The 24,176-nt window shown below is 49.7% G+C and carries 17 protein-coding genes; 8 read left to right on the top strand and 9 right to left on the bottom strand.

The features are described 5' to 3' along the window. The first annotated feature begins 23 nt into the window (after window positions 1-23). Complete coding sequence (locus tag WG68_RS19390) at window positions 24-182, top strand: DUF1294 domain-containing protein (protein WP_235357708.1); 159 nt, start codon at window positions 24-26, stop codon at window positions 180-182. A 105-nt stretch (window positions 183-287) separates the two neighbouring features. Here WG68_RS19390 and katG read toward each other — a convergent pair whose 3' ends face one another. The 3 genes from katG to WG68_RS09110 form a co-directional block, all read right to left on the bottom strand. After that, complete coding sequence (gene katG, locus WG68_RS09120; RefSeq protein WP_046557370.1) at window positions 288-2,537, bottom strand: catalase/peroxidase HPI; 2,250 nt, start codon at window positions 2,535-2,537, stop codon at window positions 288-290. Window positions 2,538-2,956: 419 nt separating this feature from the next. Next, window positions 2,957-3,451, bottom strand: coding sequence for a fasciclin domain-containing protein (locus WG68_RS09115; protein ID WP_046557369.1), 495 nt, complete (start codon window positions 3,449-3,451; stop codon window positions 2,957-2,959). 191 nt (window positions 3,452-3,642) lie between these two features. Then, window positions 3,643-4,575 (bottom strand): carbohydrate kinase family protein, encoded by a 933-nt coding sequence (locus WG68_RS09110; RefSeq protein WP_046557368.1) that lies wholly within the window; start codon window positions 4,573-4,575, stop codon window positions 3,643-3,645. A gap of 201 nt (window positions 4,576-4,776) precedes the next feature. On the opposite strand from WG68_RS09110, the gene WG68_RS09105 reads away from it, so the two are divergent. After that, on the top strand, window positions 4,777-6,717 hold the full coding sequence (locus WG68_RS09105; RefSeq protein WP_046557367.1) for an alpha-amylase family glycosyl hydrolase: 1,941 nt from the start codon (window positions 4,777-4,779) through the stop codon (window positions 6,715-6,717). Between the two features lie 57 nt (window positions 6,718-6,774). On the opposite strand, the gene WG68_RS09100 is transcribed toward WG68_RS09105, so the two are convergent. The 3 genes from WG68_RS09100 to WG68_RS09090 all read right to left on the bottom strand — a co-directional run bounded on the left by WG68_RS09100 (window position 6,775) and on the right by WG68_RS09090 (window position 11,859). Further along, window positions 6,775-8,001: an MFS transporter gene (locus WG68_RS09100; protein ID WP_046557366.1), complete on the bottom strand. Its 1,227-nt coding sequence runs from the start codon at window positions 7,999-8,001 to the stop codon at window positions 6,775-6,777. Window positions 8,002-8,218: 217 nt separating this feature from the next. Then, on the bottom strand, window positions 8,219-9,244 hold the full coding sequence (locus tag WG68_RS09095) for a LacI family DNA-binding transcriptional regulator (protein ID WP_046557365.1): 1,026 nt from the start codon (window positions 9,242-9,244) through the stop codon (window positions 8,219-8,221). Window positions 9,245-9,429: 185 nt separating this feature from the next. Continuing rightward, on the bottom strand, window positions 9,430-11,859 hold the full coding sequence (locus WG68_RS09090) for a TonB-dependent receptor domain-containing protein (RefSeq protein WP_046557364.1): 2,430 nt from the start codon (window positions 11,857-11,859) through the stop codon (window positions 9,430-9,432). Between the two features lie 419 nt (window positions 11,860-12,278). On the opposite strand from WG68_RS09090, the gene WG68_RS09085 reads away from it, so the two are divergent. The 3 genes from WG68_RS09085 (at window position 12,279) to WG68_RS09075 (ending at window position 15,481) form a co-directional block, all read left to right on the top strand. Further along, complete coding sequence (locus WG68_RS09085) at window positions 12,279-13,643, top strand: ribonuclease J (protein WP_235357707.1); 1,365 nt, start codon at window positions 12,279-12,281, stop codon at window positions 13,641-13,643. 113 nt (window positions 13,644-13,756) lie between these two features. Then, window positions 13,757-13,951: a GNAT family protein gene (locus WG68_RS19765; protein ID WP_046557362.1), complete on the top strand. Its 195-nt coding sequence runs from the start codon at window positions 13,757-13,759 to the stop codon at window positions 13,949-13,951. A 390-nt stretch (window positions 13,952-14,341) separates the two neighbouring features. After that, complete coding sequence (locus tag WG68_RS09075) at window positions 14,342-15,481, top strand: hypothetical protein (protein WP_152663066.1); 1,140 nt, start codon at window positions 14,342-14,344, stop codon at window positions 15,479-15,481. On the opposite strand, the gene WG68_RS09070 is transcribed toward WG68_RS09075, so the two are convergent. Then, a complete protein-coding gene (locus WG68_RS09070; protein ID WP_046557360.1) occupies window positions 15,478-16,230 on the bottom strand; it encodes a class I SAM-dependent DNA methyltransferase in 753 nt (250 codons plus the stop codon). The genes WG68_RS09075 and WG68_RS09070 overlap by 4 nt on opposite strands. Before the next feature lie 250 nt (window positions 16,231-16,480). On the opposite strand from WG68_RS09070, the gene WG68_RS09065 reads away from it, so the two are divergent. Beyond that, a complete protein-coding gene (locus WG68_RS09065; RefSeq protein WP_052749032.1) occupies window positions 16,481-17,038 on the top strand; it encodes an OmpA family protein in 558 nt (185 codons plus the stop codon). 45 nt (window positions 17,039-17,083) lie between these two features. Here WG68_RS09065 and WG68_RS09060 read toward each other — a convergent pair whose 3' ends face one another. Then, a complete protein-coding gene (locus tag WG68_RS09060) occupies window positions 17,084-18,787 on the bottom strand; it encodes a methyl-accepting chemotaxis protein (protein WP_046557359.1) in 1,704 nt (567 codons plus the stop codon). Between the two features lie 307 nt (window positions 18,788-19,094). Between WG68_RS09060 and WG68_RS09055 the strand changes: the two genes are divergently transcribed. Further along, window positions 19,095-20,645, top strand: a complete 1,551-nt coding sequence (locus WG68_RS09055) for a leucyl aminopeptidase family protein (protein WP_052749031.1) — start codon at window positions 19,095-19,097, stop codon at window positions 20,643-20,645. 12 nt (window positions 20,646-20,657) lie between these two features. Continuing rightward, the gene (locus WG68_RS09050; RefSeq protein ID WP_046557358.1) at window positions 20,658-22,439 is read left to right on the top strand and encodes an ABC transporter transmembrane domain-containing protein; all 1,782 of its coding nucleotides are present in this window, start codon (window positions 20,658-20,660) and stop codon (window positions 22,437-22,439) included. 15 nt (window positions 22,440-22,454) lie between these two features. Here WG68_RS09050 and pbp4b read toward each other — a convergent pair whose 3' ends face one another. After that, window positions 22,455-24,101 (bottom strand): penicillin binding protein PBP4B, encoded by a 1,647-nt coding sequence (pbp4b, locus tag WG68_RS09045; RefSeq protein WP_235357706.1) that lies wholly within the window; start codon window positions 24,099-24,101, stop codon window positions 22,455-22,457. Between the last annotated feature and the right edge of the window lie 75 nt (window positions 24,102-24,176).

Raw genomic sequence — 24,176 nt, 5'->3', positions numbered from 1 at the left:
ATTGACTCCGAGAAGGCTCATATGTGTTAGGTGGCTGGCCCGGCGCCTGGCTGGCGCAACAGTATTTGCGGCATAAATCACAGAAAAAGCCATTTTTACGAGTGTTCTGGTGCACGCTATTACTCAACCTGGCCTTACTGGGCTGGTTGTTCTGGCATGGCTGGTTGCAGGCGTTGGTGTAACTGGCATAGATTTCAAGCAAGCTAACCAGGCTCATTAAGCTGCATCAACCGGGCATAAAAAAGGGCCCGCAGGCCCTTTTACAAGATTAGCATGATAGGCTGAGTTTAACGGTCCAGGTTCATTACCTTAGTCCAGGCTTTAACGAAGTCGTCGACAAACTTCTGTTTTGAGGTATCAAAAGCATATACTTCTGCTACCGCGCGCAGCTCTGAGTTGGAGCCAAAAATTAAGTCAACCGAGGTGGCTGTCCATTTTTTGGTGCCGGTTTTACGATCAAAACCATCGTACAGGCCGTCAGTGGTCGATTTGCGCCAAACGGTAGACATGTCCAGCAGATTAACAAAATAGTCGTTGTTTAAGGTACCCGGTTTATCAGTAAATACGCCGTGTTTAGCGCCCTGATAATTGGCATCCAACGCCCGTAAGCCACCTATTAATACCGTCATTTCAGGCACACTCAAATCCAACTGATCGGCTTTATCTACCAACATTTCGGTAGGTGATTTATAGCTGGCAGCTTGATCAAAGTAATTTCTGAAACCGTCGGCGGTTAACTCCAGCTGGTTAAAGGAGCTTATGTCAGTTTGTTGCTGTGTGGCATCGCCGCGACCGGGTTTAAACGGTACTGTAATATTGTAGCCGGCATCTTTAGCGGCTTTTTCAATGGCTGCAGCACCGCCCAGTACAATTAAATCAGCCAGTGATACCATTCTGCGGCCTTTGTTAAAGTCGCTTTGAATAGTGGTTAAGGCCTGCAGTACTTTGGCGGTTTCAGCCGGGTTGTTTACTGGCCAGTCTTTCTGTGGCGCCAATGCAATGCGGGCGCCATCGGCACCACCACGCATATCGGCGTTGCGGTAGCTGGCAGCAGAACCCCATGCTACCCGCACCAGCTCGGGCACCGTCAGCCCGGATTTAAGGATCGAAGCTTTGAGCGATTTAACATCATTAGTATTGATGGTCGATTGGGTTTTAGCATCAATGGGGTCTTGCCATAGCAACACCTCTTTGGGTACTTCTTTACCCAGGAAGTTGCGTGGTGGCCCCATATCGCGGTGGGTGAGTTTATACCAGGCTTTGGCAAAAGCCAGCCGGTACTCTTCAGGATTAGCTAAAAAACGCTCGGCAATTTTGCGGTACTCGGGGTCAAATTTCAGTGCCAAATCCGCGGTGGTCATCACTGGCGGGTTAAACTTACCTTTGATATGCGCATCAGGCACTGAGCTGTGCAGCGATTCATCGGTTGGGACCCACTGAATAGCCCCAGCCGGGCTGCGTGTTTGCTGCCATTCAAAGTTAAGTAAGTTACTTAAATACAAAGTCGTCCAGCGAGTTGGGGCCTGGGTCCAGGCGCCTTCTAAACCACTGGTAATAGTATCTTCTGAATGGCCTTTGCCGCAGCGGTTCTGCCAGCCAAAGCCTTGCTCTTCAATACCCGCTGCGCCGGGTTCAGCGCCTAAACAATCTGCTGGCTTGTGCGCACCATGCATCTTACCAAAGGTGTGGCCACCGGCAATCAGTGCCACGGTTTCTTCATCGTTCATGGCCATTCGCTCAAAAGCCACCCGGATGTTTTTGGCGGAGCCAACCGGATCCGGTACACCTCTTGGCCCCTCAGGGTTAACATAGATCAGGCCCATATGGGTAGCGCCCAGTGGCCGTTGTAGTTCGCCATCCACGTTTTCACGATCGCTGGCCAGCATTTCAATCTCCGGCCCCCAATATACCAGATCAGGTTCCCAGTCATCGGCCCGGCCACCGGCAAAACCATAGGTTTGAAAACCCATGTTCTCCAGCGCCACATTGCCGGCTAGCACTATTAAGTCAGACCAGGAGAGCGCCTCACCATATTTTTGTTTTACAGGCCACAATAAACGTCGCGCTTTGTCTAAGCTAGCATTATCCGGCCAACTGTTCAGCGGATCAAACCGTTGCTGGCCGCCGCCCGCACCGCCACGGCCATCCAGCGTGCGATAGGTGCCGGCGCTGTGCCAGGTCATCCGGATAAAGAACGGCCCGTAGTTACCAAAATCGGCCGGCCACCAGTCTTGCGATGCCGTTAGCAGCGTATCGATATCTTGCTTAACCTTCGCCAGATTAAGTTTACTAAAAGCGTCAGCGTAGCTGAAGTTGGCGCCGTAGGGGTTAGAGCGGGTGTCGTGGTCGCGCAGAGGCGATAAATCAAGTTGATTTGGCCACCAGAACTGATTATTTCTGATGGCGCCATCTTTGGCCATGCCGCTACCTGTGGCACCTTGTGGTTTGCTGATGGTGTTGTCGGCAAAGGCTGCACCCGATGCCAGTAGCAGGCTTATCACGCCGGCCAGTAGTTGTTTATTCAGATTTCTGTTCATTGTTCCCGTCCTTTTAGTTAATCCATGGTTGTTTACACAATCTGGTTCTCATGCTGTTGTACGATCTGGTTTAGCAAGCCTGTACCCTATCGCTGAACAGCGGGCCTCTTTTTGTGCTGACATCAAAAGCCTGACAGCAAAAAATAACAACAAAAATAGTATAGTAAGTTTTTGATTGTTTAATATGAAATAAAGAGATTGTCTTAATCTGAAAAATAGATTGATAATATTGCGCAAGGCTGAAATGTACCTGAACAGCACTCTGATGCGGGGATTTAGCTGTTACCGCTCATAATTAACCAAGCTCTGCAGCAAACAAATAAAAAAGGGCCTATAGGCCCTTTTAGCAACTGTTGATGCAATATGTCGTAATTAATGGCCAAGCGCCAAAAATCACCGTGGTCAAGCTCAGTCAGTAGTTAGTTCTTTGGCAAGACAACGCTGTCCAGCACGTGGATGACCCCGTTGCTGGTTTCAATGTCGGTAGCAATCACTTCAGCACCATTGACGAAGACTTTGCCATATTTTACTTCAATCGATAAATCCTGGCCTTGTACTGTGGTCGCTGAGCTAAGTTTTACCACATCGGCGGCCATCACTTTACCTGCCACTACATGGTAAGTAAGCACATTGGTGAGTGCCGCTTTATCTGCAACCAGCGCATTTAAATCTGCAGCCGGGATTTTGGCAAAAGCCGCGTCATTTGGTGCAAAAACCGTAAAGGGGCCGGTGCCTTTTAGAGTGTCGACCAGATCAGCTGCCTGAACGGCTGTTACCAGGGTAGTAAAACTGCCGGCTGCGATGGCGGTATCGACGATATCGGCTTTGGTTTTAGTTTTGTGGTTGTGGGCTTGAACAGAGAGCAGCAGTGAGCCCATTACCAGTGAACTTATTACCAACGATGACAATTTCATAATCTTTCCTTTTTAAGTGAGGTTGGATATAACAGACCTCCTTAACAACGCGGGCAGCAGTAGAAAAGATCACCTTTATATTTTTCTGTTTTGGTTAATCTTTTTGCGCTTTACTGCGTATAGGGGAGCCATGACAGATCAGTTTTGTCAGCTGTACTGCTGTCGTCTTGTATCAGATCCTAGGCCTGCCACTAAAAGCGGGTGGGCAGGGCGGTAAAGGCGCCAAAGTGCTGGCAAGTGAGTGAGCCGGCTTTAATTGCTTTACTAAGCATCAGTTGCTGAAGGCTTTTATCTTTTAGCAGTTGCGGCCAGCTTTGCGCAGTTAGGCTATGGCTGAGCTGATAGAGCCAGGCACCGACGAAGGCATCACCGGCAGCAGTCGTATCGACTACCTTAACTGCTGATACTGGCAGACTAAAAGGTTGCGGGCTATAGCTGTTAACGGCCTTGCTGCCGGCGGTTACCACTATCCAGCTGTTGCGCTTAGCCTGCAGTTGTTTCAGCCATCTGTTTTCAGTCTGCTGCTGCGCTAAATAGCTCAGCTCATCATCGCTAAGCTTGATAATATCGGCTTGCTCCAGCAGTTGCTGCACTAAGGTGGCATCAGCTTTACCGCTGGCCCACAGGTTGTGCCGTAAATTGGCATCAACCGACACCAGCCAGCCGTGCTGATGCGCCTGCTGCACCATGTTAAAGCTGGTGCTGGCAATGGCGCTGTCGGTCAGGCTGTTAGAGCATAAGTGCAGAATTGCCGGGGTTTGCCAGAAGTCTGCTGGCAGATGGGCTGTGGTATACAGCAAATCGGCTGCAGGGGGGCGGTAAAACGAAAAACTGCGATCGCCATCATCGTTCAGCGCCACGAACGCCAGCGCCGTTTTTGCTGCCGTAGTAGTGGCGCAGGCATGGCAATCAACGCCGTAATGCTGCAGTTCGGCTTGTAAAAACTCACCAAACATATCGGCCCCCAACATGCCGACAAAGCGTCCCTGACCGCCAAGCTTGGCAACGGCTACGGCGACATTAGCAGGCGCGCCCCCAGCGAAACGGCGGAACACACCGGGTTGCTGCGGATCTTGCAAAAAGTCGATCAGAACTTCACCAAAACAGTAAACGGGTAATGACATGCTGGTCTCACTGGTTGCTATGCTGGCTGATTAATGCGAGCTATTTTACACAAAACTGAAATGTTTAAGATAAAGCTACCCGATCCCTGCAGTGTTGTAAATGCTCTGCACAGAAAAACAGCTATATTTTGAGCTGAACACTTGCAATAGCTGCTAAATAAAGCAAATATAGCAGCAAAGACCAGCGATGAGATCAGACCTATGGCTAATAAAAACGTGGCGGCACTGCAGGCCGACCCTAAAGCGCTAGCGGATTTTTCCGCAGAAATACTTAAACGATACAGTTCATCATTGAAAGCGATAACCAAAAGCCGCTGGCCGCTATTTGCTGCCCGCTTGAAGGTACAACTACCCGCGTTATTGCAGCTTTACCTGCCGCTATATGGTGAGCGTTTTGACAGTTACTACCATGTTGAGCAGTTGCTTAAATTGCTGGCCAAAGCGGTGGCACAGCGGCCGGACTATTTGCTGGCCGAAGATGCCCAGCCACAGGATTGGCATAAAACCGAAGTGGCGCTGGGCTCGGCGTGCTACGTGGATTTATTTGCTGACGATTTTAGCGGCTTAGTTAAGCGCATCCCTTATTTGCAGCAAACGGGTATTAACTACCTGCACCTGATGCCGTTATTTAAAGCGCCAGAGCCTAATAGTGACGGGGGCTATGCAGTATCGGATTATCGTAAAACCATGCCGGCGCTTGGCACTATGTCTGAGTTAAGTACGCTGATGGCCACGTTACATCAGCATGGCATCCGGCCGGTGCTGGATTTCGTGTTTAATCATACCTCTGACGAGCATCGCTGGGCGCAAAAAGCCAAAGCCGGCGACACCGAGTTCCAGGACTATTATTTCTTTTTTAATGAGCAGCAGCGTGAGCAATATGCGCCCTGGCTGCGGGAAATTTTTCCTGAGATCCGCCGCGGCTGTTTTACTTTTGAGCCAACCGCTCAGCGCTGGATCTGGACAACCTTCAATAGTTTTCAGTGGGATTTAAATTACGCCAACCCAGCGGTATTTAATGCCATGGCAGAAGAAATGCTGTTTCTGGCCAATCAGGGCGCAGCGGTGTTAAGGCTGGATGCGCTGGCCTTTGTCTGGAAAGAAGCGGGCAGTACTTGTGAAAACCTGCCCAAAGCCCATACCCTGATCCGTGCTTTTAATGCCGTAGCGCGGATAGCGGCACCGGCTTTACAGTTTAAGTCTGAAGCTATAGTGCACCCGGATGAAGTGGTGAAATATATCGCGCCAGAAGAGTGCCAGTTATCCTACAACCCGTTGCTGATGGCACTGTTATGGAATAGCTTAGCTACCCGCAAAACCCGTCTACTAACTGAGTCGTTGCAGCGGCGTTTTGCGATTGACCCGCATTGCAGCTGGGTAAACTATATCCGTTGCCATGATGATATCGGCTGGACTTTTGATGACACTGTGGCGTGGCAGCTGGGCATTAACCCTGAGCATCACCGCCAGTTTTTAAATCAGTTCTACACCGGCCAGTTTGACGGCAGCTTTGCCTCGGGCGTGCCGTTTCAGCAAAACCCCCTTACCGGCGATTGCCGGGTGGCGGGCATGCTGGCGTCTCTTACCGGGGTGGAACAGGCTTTGCAAAATGGCAATGAAACACAGCAACGCCAGCAACTTGAACAGGCTGTAGAGCGTATTTTTGTGTTAAATAGCGTTATTTTAAGTATTGGTGGCTTACCTTTGCTGTATATGGGCGATGAGTTAGGTTTGCTCAATGACTACAGCTACCAGCAGGACCCTGCCAAGCAAGACGATAGCCGCTGGGTAAACCGGGTTAAGGTGACTGAGCAGCAACTGGCACTGGCCAACAATGCAAACAGTGTGTCCGGGCGTATTTACCAGCAGTTGCAGCAGCTGATCCGGGTTAGAAGTGGTTTAGCGGTCTTAGGGCAGGGCAGTACCGAGATTTTAACCAGCGGTAACCCTCATTTGTTTACGTATCGGCGGCAACTGGCTGAGCAAAACTTGCTGTGCGTGGTAAATTTTAGTGAGTTTAGCCAGCCCTATAATCTGACAGGAGCCAAGCAATGGCGGGATGAACTATCAGGACAGTTCTATCAGGGCCAGACATTAATGCTTAGTCCCTATCAGGTGCTGTGGTTAGCTGTTGTTAGTTAATTCTGGCCATAAAAAAAGCCCCGACGAGCGGGGCTAAGCAGGAGAAAAACCAAAAGCTTAATGCGACATCTTTTGCAGTTGCTGTTCAGCAGGATTAATAAAGTGATTCCACCACAGCCCTACACACATGATCAGGGCAAAGCCGGTCGCCAGGTAAAAGCCATAACGCACATCACCGAAAATATCGCCGACTATTCCCATCAGCAAAGGGCCCAAGGCCGCCGCTAAGGCGGTAAAGGCTAAAATCAGCCCGGCGGCAGCGCCATGTTGGTGCCGTGGGAAACAGCTGATGCCTTTAGAGTTTAACGTCGGGTACATCATCGACATAAATAAGCCAGACAGTGGCATCAGCCACAACGCCCAGGCCACGCCCTGCCACATGCTCAATACAAAACACAGCGCAATAGCAGTGCTGAACCAGGCCAGTAAAATAGTCCAGCTAAAACGGCTTAACAGCCATTCCGCCAGAAAGCGGCCAATGGTGCGTAGAATAAAAAATACCGTAATGGCGTGAGCTGCCAGTAATGTGTATTGGCCGTCGTATTGTTGTAACAGGGTCGGTAACCAGACAAACACGGCAACCTCGGTGGCGACATAGCAGGCGATGGCCAGCGAAAAGCCCAGCGCATAAGGGTTTTTTATTAACTTAAAGCAGTGCCAGATAGAGCTTTTTGGCTGAGTGATATAGGCCGGGTAGTCCATACGCCAGGCAATAATTAATAAAATGGCACAAATTAAGCCTGCTACCAGATACAGTTGCTCCCAGGCCATATCCAGCATCAGTAAAATGGCCACCAGCGCCGGCCCGACAATGGCGCCAAGGCCAAAAAAGCCTTCTACCCGGTTCATTAAGCGGGTATGGCTCAGGGTATTGGGGCTGATGTCGCCAATCAGCGCCAGTGCACCGGTTTTAAATAAGCCGATGCTTAAGCCACACAGGCCCAGTAACAGCATATAAAAGTAGAAGCTTTGGTTTAGGGCAAACGCAAAGCAGGCCAGAGTATAAATAAACAGGCCAACTAGAATGATTTTTTTACGGCCGAGTTGATCGGCCAATTGGCCAAGAAATAAGCCTGACAGGCCGATAAAAATCATCGGCACATAGTGAAAAGCGGCCGCCTGAGTCAGGCTCAGATCAAACTGTTTTACCACTTCCGGAATAATCACCCCAACCGCGTCGGTGGTCATGGCGAAAACAAAAAACATCAGGCAAGTCATCCACTTTACCTGGGTATAGGTGTGCTCTGTAACCACGCTGGTGGTCAGTGTTGGTGTCTGTTGCATCTGTCTACCCTGTCAATCGCAGGCATGTTGCCTGTCAGTTTTTATTTACCAGTGTTGTTACTGGCGCCCGCTATGGGGCTGGTTTTGGCCTTTAGCTTAATGGCTAATGACAGTATTGAAATTACACCTTAAACGTTTAAGTATCAAGTCAAAGCTGTTGTTTTGTGCAAAAAAACACCATCACAAAGTTAAAGGTTACTGCAGGATAAGCTAACAGCTAACAGCTGGCGCGCAGGCGCAGTTCGCACTCTAGCAGTACGTTTTGCTTGGTGTCGCCACTTAGCAGCATTCTGGCGGCGGTACGGCCTTTTTCATCGCTATGCTGGGCGATCGTTGTCAGTGCAGGGTAGGCGCGTTCGGCTTCTTCAATACCATCAAAACCTACCAGTTTTACATCGTCAGGAATGGTTAAACCCAGTTGCCGGGCCACACTCATGGCACCCAGGGCGATGCGGTCGCTCATACATAGTAAAACGGCAGGCCTTGGGTGCTGGGTTAGCGCTTCGCGGGCGGCAATTTCGGCATACTGATGGCTGTTAACCGGAATATGCCAGATTTGATCGGCGCTCAGCTCCCGTTTAAGATCGGCAGCCGCTGCCAGATAGCCATCGAGTCGGCGGCGCGATATGGCTTCATTTTGATCATAAAGCTCATGGCTTTGCATCCTGCATACCCGGTTTGAATCGAGTAAGCGTAAGCCCAGTACTGCCACCTTACCTGCTGCCTGCTGCAGGGCATAATGCGCAATATCATAGGCATAACGATAATTATCAATATTAACTGAGCCAATATCGGCTAAGTTACAATCCACACTGATAACGGGTTTGCCACTTTGCAAAACCCGTTCTAATTGCTCGTGGTTTTTCGGGCTGCCATAAATAATAAAGCCATCTGGCAGCGCTTCAGCTGTGCTGTGTACCGCCTTTGCCCCGGATAATAGCAGCATATCTTTGCCTTGCTCTTGCAGCACTTCGGCAATGCCTTTAATCAGTTGGTTAGCAACAGGATCACTGATTGAATATTCCAGGGTGTCTGACAATAAAATGGCAATCATATCTGAGCGGCCGGTACGCAAGCTGCGTGCTGTGGCATTAGGGCCGGCAAAACCCAGTTTTTCGCTTTCTTTTAAAATATGCCGTCTTAGCTCTGCAGAGAGTTGATCCGGGCGGTTAAAGGCATTGGATACCGTTGCAACGGACACCCCAAGGTGTTTCGCCAAAGATTTAAGCGTAACGTTGGCCATGTATTACCCTGTCCTTTTGCCAAAATTAATATAGTCAGATGATGAGCTAGCTACTGTAATACAGAATAACTTAAACGTTAAGGCTTATTGCAACATGCGGGTTTTGCTCACAACGTTTTTTACTAATAGCGTTTTTTACTAACAGATAAGAGCGGCTGCACAGGCAGCCGCTACCGGGGACAGGTTTAAAATTTATAACGCAGACCAACAGAGGCGGTACGGCCATTGATGGTGCGGGCGGTGATAATACCATTGGCCGGCACACTGCCTTGCTCAGCTTCAGTAATACCTATGGTATCAAACAGGTTGTTGACATTCAGTGACAGCGTCAGGTTTTCTGCCAGCTCATAGTTAGCAAACACATTAAGCTGAGTGTAACCACTGAATTTCAGATCGTTGTTGTCCTGGGCATAAGAGGCACTGGTACCCACTAAACTGACGCCCAGCTGCGCATTATCCATGGTATAACGGGCCAGTAAACTGTAGATCACATCCGCCTGACGACGCGGGGTATTGCCGACTACGTCAGGATCTAACGCATCTTTGCTGATTTCTGCATCGGTCAGGGTAACAGAGCCACGCAGGTCAACATCACCAATGCGATAGCTGCTTTCTAACTCAATGCCTTTCGCTTTATATACGCGGTCAAAAAACCTTTGGGTAGTGGCTTCAAAGTTCTGCTCTTCGGTTTGGGCAAAAAACAGCGTCGCAAACAGGTTCAGATTGCCATGGCGGCTTTTGCTGCCAATTTCATACTGCTTAACTTCATCAATGGCATCTTCACGTGCTACAGAGCCATCAGCATTAACTTTACCAAACAACAGGCGGTCAGCATTAGCGCGGGCGCCTTTACTAATCCGGCCGAACATTGCCCAGTCTCGATTGAACTGGTAATTAGCACCGGCAGAGTAGGAATTGTAACCCCAGCTGTAATTGACCAGTTGGGGGTTGGCTAAATCAATACCGGATACACTTTGCTCAATTTGACTGATAACGCCATCGTTGTTCATATCGCGGCTGCTTTGCGCAGCGCCGGCATAAGTACCGGTGGCTTTGCCATTATCCCGTCTTACACTGGCATCAAGTGACCAGTCACCAAACGCCCAGCCAACGTTAATATAGGGCGCTGTTGTACTGTATTGGGTGTCATAGTTACGTTGACAGCAGTTTCCCCAGAAAGGAACGCCATACGCCAGCTGGCCTTGTGCAGAAAATGCGGTGCCATCAGCAGCAAATACGTCTAACAACTCAGCATTGTTACCCTTAAGCGCCATTAAATATGAATTCCATAACCATGACATGCTGATAGTTTGGTCGGCCATGTAATAACCAAAAGTGACATCAAAATCACCAAACTTGCGTGATAACTTAAGATCGTTAACCATGGAGCCAAAATCATGAATTTCTACGTCAAAGGTATGAATACGTATCGCATTAGCCGCAGTATATGCCTGACCTGCTTGCGGCCCAACGGCATAAACAACACTGGCATTGTCACCGGCAATACTATTTGCAATTGATTGAGCACTGTCTACTTGGGCTGGAAATAGCGTATTAAAATTGCCGCTGACATCACTAATTCTGAATCTGTTTTCAAGACTCCAGTTGTCATCTAAATCAAACTGAGCTTCAACACCAAAACTGTTTACCAGTGGGTTCATGCCATCTCGCACATCACCACGGGAAATCTGGTTATCGCCATTTAAACGCACAGTTTGGGTTAAATAAGCTGACTGCAGGGTGTCTCGTTTCGCATTATAACCGGGAACTGAGCTACCATCTGCAAACATAGGCATTGGCATATAGCTGGCGACACGGTCATTTAAATGCTTGGCATATACCCGCACATAGCCGGTATTAAAATCTTTGGTGATATTGGCTTTCAGCTGATAGCCTCGCTCGCCCTGGTAACCCGGGTCACGAACGCCTTCCCCCTGACGGACAAAGCCGCCCAGGTGAAAACGCATATCACTGTTGATATCACCACCAAATTCAAAGTCGGTGCGGAACTGATCGTAATTTAAGCCTGAACTGATGGCCAGGCTACCGCCCTGATGTTCGCCGGTTTTGCTGACAAAGTTGATAATACCCCCCGGTGAGTTACTGGCCGCAGTGCTGGCCGAGCCACCACGAATGACATCTAATCTGGACAGCGAGGCATCGGCCCGTACAAAGATGTCGGCATTACCAAAGGCAATGTCGCCAAACTGCAATACTGGTAAGCCATCTTCCTGCAGGGTTAAAAACTTGGCGCCGCCAGCCGCCACCGGTAAACCACGGACTGCGATATTAGCATTGCCTTCACCGCCGGTAGATTCACTGCGTACGCCGGGCAACATCCGGAAAATTTCAGCGGTTGAACGGGGTGCCGCCACATCAATATCGTCAATAGTCAGGCTGCTTACCGATACGCTTGATTGCATAACAGTCTGGTTGCGAGCTACTGAGCCGGTTACCACAATACGCTCGAAACCGAGGCCCTGGCTGGTGGTAGAACCTTCTGCTGCGACTGGTGCGGTGTCATTTTCAGTTTCTTGGGCGAGTAATGCTGTACTGGTTAATGCCAGGCTTATTGCTAATGCCAGGCATGAACGGTTTAGGGGTAGTGCTTTCATCTGGTGTCTCCCTCGTCGATCCTATTAAATGTTATTTAAATTCGCTTAATCGTTTAAGCTTGTAGGTGTAGTTAAAGGCAAATAGTTATTGCTGTGATTTAGCTTGCCGTTTTAGCGTGCTGGCCGTTGCGTTGACCGCCAGCTACTGATGCTATGTGTAAGTGAACTACGAATCTGAACTGGCTCAACAGTGTTATGCTCGCCATACTGTACTAACGGTGGCGGATAACTGCTGTCATATTGCATTCCAATATCGTCTTAAACGTTTTACCTCTAAAAATTATCAACGTCAAGTCTGGTTAATAACTAAACAGATTTATTTCTTTCCAAATTCCTAATTCTTGTTGTTTCGCTGTGCGGTTTGCGACTTTGCTGCGTACAATACTCATCTTTTCCAGTTAAAGGATGCTGTTTTGACTGTGAGTTCAAATACACACCTGTTACCCGGCCCAAAAGATTTGTGGTTTTTGCCGCTGGGCGGTTGTGGCGAAATTGGCATGAACCTGAACCTGTACGGCCACGATGGCCGCTGGTTAATGGTAGATTGCGGCGTGACTTTTTATAACCCGCTGCAGCCAACAACTAGCCCGATAACCGCTGAAGTGCAGGCTGCTGATCCGACTTTTATTGCTCAGCGCCGTGAGTTGCTGGCCGGTATTATTATTACCCATGCCCATGAAGATCATATCGGCGCGCTGCCGTTCTTATGGCCGCGTTTTGATTGCCCGGTGTACTGCACGCCTTTTACTGCTGAAATTTTACGCCGCAAAATTGCCCGTAGTGGTTTGTCGCAGACTATGCCAATTATTGAAATTGTGCCCGGTGGTACCTGCAACATTGGCCCGTTTTTAATTAACTGGCTAAATATCACTCATTCGATCCCTGAACCGCAGGCGCTGCTGATCAGCACTGGCGCCGGTAAGGTGTTTCATACGGCTGACTGGAAAATAGATCACGGGCCTATGACCGGTAAGCCCTTTAAGCCTCAGGTATTTAAACGGCTGGCCCAGCAGAATATTACCGCCATGGTGTGTGATTCAACCAATGCGTTAAAGCCAGGGTTTTCAGAATCTGAAACTGTCTGCTATCAGGCGTTGTATGAAGTAATACGTCATGAAACGCAGCGGGTAGTAGTGAGTGGTTTTAGCAGCAACATTGGCCGGTTAATTAGCCTGGGCCGGGTGGCCAAACGCACTGGCCGCTATCTGGCCTTGTTTGGCCGGGCGATGGAAAATATGGTGGGGGCTGCCAGGGCCTGTGGTTACTGGCCGGAAGATATTCCGTTAATTGAGCCTTCGCATATTGGTTATTTGCCAGCCAATGAAGTATTGGTAGTGGCAACTGGCAGCCAGGGCGAGCCCCGCGCTGCGCTTAGCCGCTTAGCGCAGCAGCGCCATCCGCATTTAATCCTGGAAGAGAATGATCTGGTGCTGTTTAGCTCAATTCTCATTCCTGGCAATGAAATGCTGGTCATCCGCCTGATAGCCCAATTAACATTATTGAAAGTACGCACAATGCAAAGTGCCGATAGCCCGTTACCGATCCATGTCTCGGGCCACCCCAATCAGGGCGAGCTCGACTTAATGTACCGCTATGTGCAGCCTGCCATTGCGGTGCCGGTGCATGGCGAAGCGGCACATATTAAAGCCAATGCCGCAGTCGCCCGTGCCGCAGGGGTATCGCAACAGCTGACTGGCCAGAATGGTGATTTATTTGTGCTGGCGCCACAACCACGTATCTGGCCACAGGCGGTGGCAACCGGGCGTATAGCTGTTGAGCATTAGCCAATCAGCCTGGAATTTTTAAATTGTTATGGTAATTACTTTTGGTTACTTTATTTTAATATAACCAATAGCGGTTACGTTGAAATAATATTTTAAGTACAGGACTTACCTGCATGCTTGCGATACCCCCCAGCCCTCGGCTGAACTTTGCTTTATTATCTGAGAAAGACGCCCGGTTGCTATTTGAAGTGGATCAGGACGAAGAGGTAATGCGCTATCTGAATGGCGGTAAACGCACTTCTATGCAACAAATTATCGAGATATTTCTGCCGCGAATGGCGCAGTATCGCTGCCCGGAGCGGTTTTAGCCCATAATAATGAAGTACGCTATTTATCCGCCATTACCACGCCGGACAATGCCGGTTCGATTGGCGTGATGCGCAAACTGGGGATGCAGTTTATCAAACGCTATTTGCATCAGGATACGCTGGGTGAGGTGGATGCCGTGCTTTACAGGAAGCAAATTCATGAAAATAACTAAGTTTATACCCTGGTTTGATGCTAGGACACAGTAACACCTTACCAGAGCAGTTTGACCTTGCGCCTGCAACCCTTTGTGTGTGGCTAAACCGCTAATAAATTATTTATTAAAAGCCACTATTTAAATCCTCGCTGCTTTATTGGCTGATTTCATTGCAACTAATTTAGTAGCGGCTACATTCAATAGGTACCTGATGCAATGTTATCAAGAGGTGTCTATGAAACGAGAAAGCAGGTTTAGACTAGTACTACCGGCTATGATGGTGTTAGGTGCAGTTATCGTCACACCACTTCAGGCTGAAATAACTTACCGTTTTAATGGTTTTGGCACAGTGGCTGTGGGCAAAGTCATCTCTGGTAGTGTGAATGAAACTGATTACGTCAGTTACCGCTGTCCATGTTTTATTACGGATTATAACAACGGCGGTATATATGAACGCCATGATGGCTGGAGTGCCTCTCAGGAGAGCCGGCTGGGTGCACAGTTAAATATTAACTTTACTGACAGATTATCGCTGGTTACCCAGGTAATGGCCAGGGCAGTAGATAATGAGTTTAGTCTGGAATGGGCATATCTGTCTTATGATTTGACCGATAAATTTACCTTACAGGCAGGTCGGAAGCGGATCCCGTTATACTACTATTCAGAGTTTCAGGATGTCGGTTTTGCCTATATCTGGCTCAGGCCACCGCAAACCCTTTATGGCTGGGAGGCCAGTAACTACAACGGCGCTAATTTACGCTACACTGAATACTTTCAGAACTGGAGCCTGACCGCCAATATCTACGCTGGTAAAGAAACCGTTGATGATGCGCCCTATAACGCTTTATATGATATTACAGCGCAAGACAGCAAATGGGACAAAATTAGGGGGATGGACATTGAACTAAACCGTGACTGGTTTACTGCCCGTTTTATCTATATGACCTCTGAAAATAGCACCACTGAACGGCCAGATAGCAACGCATTTTACAGCCCAGCTACCGATCAAACTGTTATTGGCCTATCGCTAAATGCTGATTTTAACAATTGGTTTGTGCTGTCTGAAATGAACCTGAACAAACGGGAAGACAAAGCCGATGGCTTAATCATCCGCTCTCCTGCTTCTATGCTAGGGGTTGGTTATCGAACGGGGAAGTGGACACCCTTTATCAGCTGGTCAAGATTTTGGGATAAATCCAATGATCTTGATGCGTATGAACCAGAGCGTTTTTCTGATACCTCATTTACCTTACGCTACGATATAAATAACACCAGCTCTGTCAAAGCACAGATTAACCGGCTGAAAGATAGTTCCCTGTACGATTTTGTTGGTAATACTACCGTTTTAGCCATTGCCTATGATTTTGTTTTTTAACTGGGCCGTTTAACACAAACAAATAACGCATTGCCAGAGTGGGTATCCCAGGGTGTTATTTTGTCGTAGTCGTGTGCCAGCATATGCACGTCAAAGTAAGGGATGAGCAGCGCCTGCAATTCGGCAAAACTAACCGCCACCATAGTATGCTGATCTTGCCACACTTCGGTAATGTTTGCGGTAGTTTTGGCAATGCTTAGCTTCAGGGCTTGTTGCTCACCCTCGCCACGATAATGCCAGCCTGATTCAAATATAAAATGGCTGCTGTCAAACTGAGCACTATGACGCACCGCCGACAGGTTACAAATTTTATCTTTTGCGACCGCATTAAACACCAACAGCCCGCCTGCGTTTAACGCGGTGTAAATACTGGCAAAGCACTGTTTTAACGAATGAATACTGGCACTATAATGAATGGAATATAAAAAGCACGTAATCAAATCAACCGGCTTTTTCAGGGTGAAACTACACATGTCTTGCAGCATAAAGTTGGCTTGTGGGCAACGCGCCCGGGCCAGATCCAGCATCGGCTGATTTAAATCCAAGCCAGCGCATTGATAGCCATAATCGATAAAATGGCGAATATGTGGCCCGGTACCACAGGCTAAATCAAGGTGGTTGTTTCCACCGTTACCCAACAGCTGTTGCAACCGGTGCGCCATATTACTTTGCGCCAGATAGTTAATATCGCAACACATTAAATCATAATAAGCCGATAAATCAGTATACAGGGCGTTGGATGACAACATAGTTGAGGGGTACTGGCGCTAAATTCATGTAGGGTATTTTATAGCAGTTTGTCGGCTTTGCGAAGTGCTGGCTGTGGTTAGTGTTAAGCCAGCCTCGCTTGATTGGTCTGCTATTTGCTGCAATATTAAATATAGTGTTTATTTGGTTAAGATAAAGCTTTAGAATGCGCGCAATAATTAACATTAATCTGTTTTTCCTGTGGGGAATTTCAGTCGATCATTAACATATTTGAATACAGGAGTATCAATTGTGCGCACTTTACCACTTATAGCCACTGCTTTAACGGTGTTACTGACCACGGGTTGTGTCAGTACCAGTAACAATAATGCAGAGCCGGCTGCCGTTAATGCCGCAGCAGTTAACCCGCAAACCTTGCTGACTGCCAGGCTGCAACCTGTCAGCGGCTTAACAACGTCAGTGCTGGCTGATGGCCAGCTGAAATTGTCTTTTCCCGGCATCACGGCTTTTTCCCATGACGGCGCCAGGTTAAGTGACGAGTTGCAACAACAGTTAGTGACAGTGACAGAATCATTAAAAGATATAAGCTATCAGCAGCTTACCGTATTGGGTCATACCGATAGCAGTGGCCAGCTGGCGTATAACAAGACATTGTCACAGCAGCGGGCAGAGCAGGTGATGGCCTTTATGTTACAGCAGGGTTTGCCGCTGGAAACCTTAGCGGCAGAAGGGCGGGGCCCGGCAGAGCCGATTGCTGACAATAGAACGGCTGCTGGCAAAGCGGCTAACCGTCGGGTAGAGCTTGTTATTCACTTTGGCCCGGCGTTAACTGCCGCACTGGCTGATTAACTGAACCGGGCCAGTAAGGCCCGGCGCAGTAACTGGCAATGTGAATTAGACAGTAAAGCCACTGAGCGACTTTTTCATATCGGTGGCCATTTGCCTTAATTGCTGACTGGCGCTTGATAACTCAGCCGATTTCCCAGTGGTGCTTTGCACTGCGTCGGCGATATTTTCCATATTCTGATTAATAGTGCCTGCTACCGCTGCCAGCTCTTCAGTGGCGCTGGCCAGCTGATCATTAACATCGGTAATGCTGGATACTGCAGTATTAATTCGCTGCAGTGCGGCACTTGCCTGCTGCGAGCAGGCAATAGTTTGTTCGGTTTCGGTTGTACTTTGCGCCATGGATTCCACCGCATTGGCAGAATCTTGCTGGATGCCCTGAATGCGTTGGTTGATATCCTGGGTAGAAGCCTGCGAACGACTGGCCAGGGTGCGTACTTCGTCGGCGACCACCGCAAAGCCACGACCCATCTCGCCGGCCCGGGCTGCCTCGATGGCGGCATTCAGCGCCAACAGATTGGTTTGCTCAGCAATTGCACCAATAACATCGGTGACTGCACCCACCTCTTCGCCGCGTTTTGATAAGTGGGCAATCACTTCAGATACTTGTTCGAGCTTAATTTTCAGGGCATCTATGGCGGTAATGGTTTGGTCAACCGCTGTTACGCCATTTTGGGCTTCATGATCAGCATCTCTGGCTGCTTTGGCTGCGGTGGTGGCGCTACGCGCCATATCGTCGCAGGTGGTCGCCATCTGATGGACGGCGGTGGCAACTTGTGCGGTTTGATCCATTACACTTTGTAAAATTTGCTGAGTTTGCTGACTGGTTTCATCCAAAGTTTGCGACTGTGCCGCCAGTTGCTCTGCCATAGCGGACTGCTGGCCGATAATTTGCCGCAACTGGCTGATAAGGCCGCTAAGCGCTGCCAGCAAGCTGTCGGTGTCGCCGGGGCGCAGTGCAAAGTTGACAGAAAAATCACCGGCTGCAACCTGCTGTACCAGCCGCTTGGTATTAGCCACTTCCCCCCCCAGCGCATGTAATAACCAGCGTCGGATAAACAAAGAAATGCCAATAGTCAGAATAATGACAATCAGAGCAACCAGCCCAACTTGCACTGCAATCGCCCAGAATGCAGCTTTAACGTCATCAATGTAGATACCTGATCCCAGTACCCAGCCCCAGCTATCGTCTTTGGCGACGTAGGATAATTTGGTATAACGTTCGTCAGTCACTCCACCACCGGCTAATGGTTTGGTCCACTGATATTCAACAAAACCGTCACCGTAGCGGCCAATAACCTCAACAAAACTGACAAACAGATTGGCATTGTCTAACCTGCGTTGTTCACTGCCATCGCGGTTGCGCATTAAGGTAGCGTAGTTAAAATTTGGCCGGTCGAGGATGGTGCCATCCAGACTGGGAACGGTGGGGTGCATTATCATTTTTGGAATGGGGCGGCTGGTGTCATTTATCCAGATGTATTCGGTACCATCGTATCGAATAGCTTTAATGGCAGCCATAGCTTGTTGTTGCGCTTGCTCCTTGGTTATATCACCGCGTTGCTCCAGTGCCTGATAATGTTTTATCAAGCTCATACCACTGTCAATGATGGCTACCACCCGGTCTTCACGTCCTTCGGTCAGGCTGTTACTAAGCGCATTCAGCGCTACCGTGCCTAAGATTAAAAAGCCAACCAACGCCAGTAAAGGCATGCTTAGTAAGCGTCCACCTACGGTGTTCCAAAAACCCATTTCACACCTCTACAACCATGTTTTTTATCGATTTTGCAGACACTGTCACTGCTAAACCCGCTTATTGTAAATTGAGCATAGCAACTTTGGTTAAAGTTGCCATAAAGCGCAGCAAAGGTTCTTAAGAAATTTCTGAGCCGGAGTCTGCCATTGGTGGTATTAAGGTTACTTATCGGTTAATTGCCAGGGTTTATCGATTAACCATATCCGGTATGCTGCAGGTATGATATTTACGAAGGCGAACTTAAATGACCTTGGCATTTGCCATTGGTAAGCCATGACAGATTATAAGAACATGAGGTATAGCATGAAAAAGCCCCTGCTTTGGTGCGCGGCAGCGCTAATCAGTTTTAGTTCACTGGCCATCACGCCACAACCGTTTTTACAAACGAAGGTGCAGTTTAGTCAAAGTCAGCAACAAGCCGACATATTGGTACTGTTGGTGCCAGAAAAAAGTGGCGAACTGAATTTAACCCAGTGGAGCAGAGCCAGTCGCACCCAAATAAACCGGGCTATTCAGGTTGCAGAGTTTACCGGTAAAAGTGGCAGCAAGCTGGAGATAATAGCGCCGGTTGGCCTGGATTATGGCCGTATCGTGTTATTAGGCGTGGGTGAGCCAGCAAAATTAAGCCGGGCAAAAGCGGAAGAAATTGGGGCGAGCCTGAGTACTCATGTTAATGCCACCTCAGCCAAACGGGTGCACGTGAATAGCCAGCTTATCAGCGATACTGCGCTTAACACCTCAATGAGTACCGCATTAGCACATGGTATGGAGCTGCGTAATTACCGCTTTGATCGGTTTAAATCTAAGCCTGAGGCACGCCCGGCACAGCAATATAGCTGGCAGGTTGCTGATGTGGCAGCCAGCCAGGCGCGGTATCAGCAGTTACATGCGTTGGCGCAGGGGGTATTTACCGCGCGCGAGCTAACCAATTTACCGGGGAGCAATGGTTACCCTGAGGCCTTTGCCAACTATGCCCATGAGGTATTGGCGCCGCTTGGGGTAAAAGTGACAATTTTAGGCCCAGAGCAGGTAAAAGCGTTGGGCATGGGCTCGTTATATGGCGTGAGCCAGGGCAGCGATAAAAAAGCCCATTTATTAATTGCCCACTGGCCGGGTGCCGAAGGCCAGCCGATAGCCTTGGTAGGCAAAGGTAATACCTTTGATACCGGCGGTTATAATCTGAAAACAGCAGCGGCGTCTATCTTAAGAATGCAAACGGATAAAGCCGGTGGGGCAGCGGTAGTGGGCGCTATTCAGGCGTTAGCCGGCCAACAAGCCGCGGTGAATGTGGTTGGCGTGGTACCCTTGTCGATTAATATGATCTCTGGTGATGCGCAGCTGCCGGGTGATGTGGTGACTGCTGGCGATGGCAGTACCATTGAAGTGGGTAACACCGATGCTGAAGGCCGGCTAATTTTAGCCGATGGGATCTGGTATGCCCGTGAACATTTAAAGGCGCGGGCTATTGTTGATATTGCCACCTTAACCGGTGCCAAAGTGGGCGCGCTGGGTAGTGTGTATTCTGCGGTGTTTACTGAGCATAGTGATATTGAACAAACCTTACATCAAGCCGGGGAATTAGTGCAGGAGCGGGTATGGCGTTTACCCTTAGCCGGTTATGAAACTATCACTAAAAGCCGGATAGCTGATCGGATTAATACCGGCTCGCCCGGTGCGCAGGCCGGTGCTATTTTTCTGAAACACTTCGCAGGTGACACGCCCTGGGCCCATATTGATATGGCCGGTGATGCTTTTAGTGACAGCGCCAAAGGGATACACCCTGAGGGAGCGAATGGCTATGGTGTAAGGTTACTTACTGAATGGGTTCAGCTATACCAACAACAAGCAAATTAATAGGAGTATCCATTGTCAACAGCACCCGCTGAGCGCCGCCCAGATGTCACAACAGTGTTGCCCTGGGTTGCGAGCTTTTTAAAGCCGTACCGCTGGCGGGTGTTGGCCGCTATGTTGTTTTTACTGATTGGCTCTGTAGCCTGGCTGGCGTTAGGGCAGGGAGTACGCTTACTGGTTGATGACGGCTTTGGCAGCGGCGACCCTGGCCGGCTTACCAACATTATGCTAATGATTTTACTGATCACCGCCATTAGTGCCACAGCGGTGTTTTGCCGTTTTTATTTAATGACCTGGCTGGGCGAGCGGGTCAGTGCCGATATTCGCAATAGGGTGTATCAGCATATGCTCCGGCTGTCACCGGCCTTTTACAGCGAAACCCGCACCGGTGAGGTGATCTCGCGCTTTACTGCCGATACCACAGTGCTGCAAAGTGTGGTGGGTTCCAGTTTGTCGATGGCCCTGCGCTCGGCGGTTACTGCTACTGGCGGCTTGCTGATGATGGCTTTTACCAGTTTGAAAATGACCGCATTAGTGCTGGTGGCGGTGCCGTTGGTGCTGGTACCTATTTTTATTTTGGGCAAGCTGGTGCGCCGGATGGCGCGTGCCAGTCAGGATCGACTGGCCGATATTGGTGCCCATGTTGATGAAAGCCTGCATGAAATTCATACCGTGCAATCTTACGGCCACGAAGCACAGGATCAACAACACTTTGCCGCGAAAATTGAGCAGGTAATGAGTGCGGCCAAGCAGCGGATTTTTTACCGGGCGTTGTTAATTGGCCTGGTGATGCTGCTGAGCATCACAGCCATTACCTTAGTGGGCTGGGTCGGCGCCCTCGACGTGCTGGCTGGCCGGGTGAGTGCCGGTGAGCTGACCGCCTTTTTATTTTATGCCGTCTTAGTGGCGGGTGCCGTGGCCACCATTAGTGAAGTGATTGGTGAAATTCAGCGCGCTGCTGGCGCCACTGAGCGGCTGATTGAACTGGCCGAGATGCCCGTTGACATCGCTGTCCCAGCGACACCGGCACTGCTTTGCCTGCCAGTTGCCGGGGCTTTGGTATTTGAGCAGGTCAGTTTTTATTATCCGGGCCTGTCAGAGCAAACCGTGCTGCAGCAGCTTAACCTTGCAATCAAGCCCGGTGAACGGGTGGCGCTGGTGGGACCAAGCGGTGCCGGTAAAAGTACCTTGTTCCAGTTGTTGCAGCGTTTTTATAATTTACCAGAAGGCCGCATCTTGCTGGATGGCGTTGATATCAGCCACCTTGACCCAGCGGTATTACGAGCCCAGTTTGCACTGGTGCCTCAGGACGCGGTGATCTTTGCTGATACGGTACTGGAAAACGTGCGTTATGGCAGGCCAGAGGCCAGTGTGCAGCAGGTGATCGCGGCCTGTACAGCCGCCTGCGCCGATGAGTTTATTCAGCAATTACCTGACGGTTATCAGAGCCAGCTGGGCGAGCGTGGCGTGCGCTTGTCGGGCGGCCAGAAACAACGCATAGCGATAGCCCGCGCCATGTTAGCTGACCGGCCGCTGTTGTTGCTGGACGAAGCGACCAGTGCGCTTGATGCGGCCAGTGAGTATTACGTCAAGCAAGCACTGGAGCAGCTGATGCAGGGCAAAACCACTTTAATTATTGCCCATCGCCTGACGACGGTGCTGCATGCTGATCGAATACTGGTGCTGGATAAAGGCCAGCTTATCGCCAGCGGCAAGCATAGTGAGTTGATGCGGAACTGCCCGCTGTACCAACAACTGGCCGAATTGCAGTTTTTAAGTGCTGACAGCGTTGCTTAACCCTGATGGCTATTTTTATTGCAATATTGCTTCGTAAACCAGGGTCATAATGCTGCCATATTGGCCAGTTTCAAAGTTATCACCGATAAACTGGTAGCCATCGCCATTGGCGATAACAGGGCTGTGTTTTTTATTGGTCAGCAACACCACCAGCAGATTGTGTGCCGGATCGATCAGAGTGGCCGTGCCGGTCCAGCCGGTATGACCAAAGGCATAATCACTGGCATAGGCACCAAAGTGCCAGGTTAAGTCGCCCCCGGCAGCGGTACGCCAACCCAGGCCAAAGCGGTGATCATAGCTCGATGGCCGGGTAAACTGTTGTACTGTGGCCGGGCTGAAAAACCGTTGCCAGCCATAGCCACCCTGCTGTGCAACAACACTCATTAATACGGCTAAGTCACGGGCACTGGCAAATAGCCCGGCGTGGCCCGCTACCTCGTCCAGCGCATGAAAGGCTTTTTCGTCATGCACCTGGCCGCGCAACACGCCCTGCCGGTTAACCGGAAAACTGACTCTGCCACCTCTGCTGTTGCCATCGAGCTCTGTGGCGGCAATACGGCTGGGTGAAACCCCGCGTTGCAGCGGTTTAAACATCAGATTGTTTAAACCCAGTGGCCGGTAAAACTGTTGCTGCAGATACTGATCTAATGGCATCGCGGTTAGCCGTTCTATTAAGAGTGCTAACAACATAAAGTTAATGTCACTGTAGCGGGCAATGTTGCCACGGTTACTGACAAAGGGAACCTGTTTAAGCAGCAACTGGTCGGTTTGCTCTTTGCTAAGCGAGTAAAACAGTGGGCCGTTGCTGTTATCAGGCCGGTGAAAATGCACTTCGGGCGCATAGCCACTGGTGTGATGCAACAGGTCACTTACCAGGCGTTGCTCGCGGCCATCGCCCTGGTATTCTGGCAGGTAATGGGTCAGTGGCCGGTTAATATCCAGCATGCCGCTGCTCACCAGTTGCATCAGGGCATAGGTGGTGGCATACATTTTGGTGTTAGAGGCGATATCAAACAGGGTGGTTGTTTGCATTGGCTCAGGAGCGGGTAACTCAGTACCATCTTGCTGATAACGTAGTGCGTAACCATATGCGGTTTCTTTAATGATCTGGCCATCTTTTACCACGAGCAACACCGCACCAGGGAAACCTGCGGCAACTTCTTTGGCAATAAGTTGATCTACTTTAGCAAAACCTTGCTGCTGCGCAAGCGTCAGCGCTGGCGACGCATTCAGTTCTGGATAGGGTAATGCCAGGATAAGCTGAGCAGTGGCGGGCTGGATTGACACCAACCGTAGCTGGTTGGCACCATGCCGGGTGTAGGCGCTAATATCTATTTTAAACGGTTTGCCCTGGGCTGGCCTGCTCAGGGTAATCGGCTGGTCGTTAACAGCCACTACCGCTGATTCAGTTTGTGCCATATCAACCAGCAACATACCCTGGCCCTGCCAGCTGGTAAATAAGCGCCGGTTATTGACAGCGGCACGGCTGCTGCGTTGTTCTGGCCATTGCAGGTAGTGCTGGCCGGCTTGCTCTGCCAGCGCCAGTTGCTCTGCTGCACTCAGCGGCAGCGCCACTGCATCGTTGGCAGGCGGTGATGGAGCAGCACAGCCTGCCAGAAACAGCAGCGAAACAATAATGATCAACCGCATTTGTTTATCCATTTAAATGAGTACCCGTACCGCATGGCAGTGTCACTATAACAATTTAACCGAAAAAGCAGAAATCTTGCTATGCCG

The organism is Arsukibacterium ikkense (assembly GCF_000987775.1).
GTDB classification, from domain to species: domain Bacteria; phylum Pseudomonadota; class Gammaproteobacteria; order Enterobacterales; family Alteromonadaceae; genus Alishewanella; species Alishewanella ikkense.
This window is presented reverse-complemented; position numbering and strand designations above follow the sequence as displayed.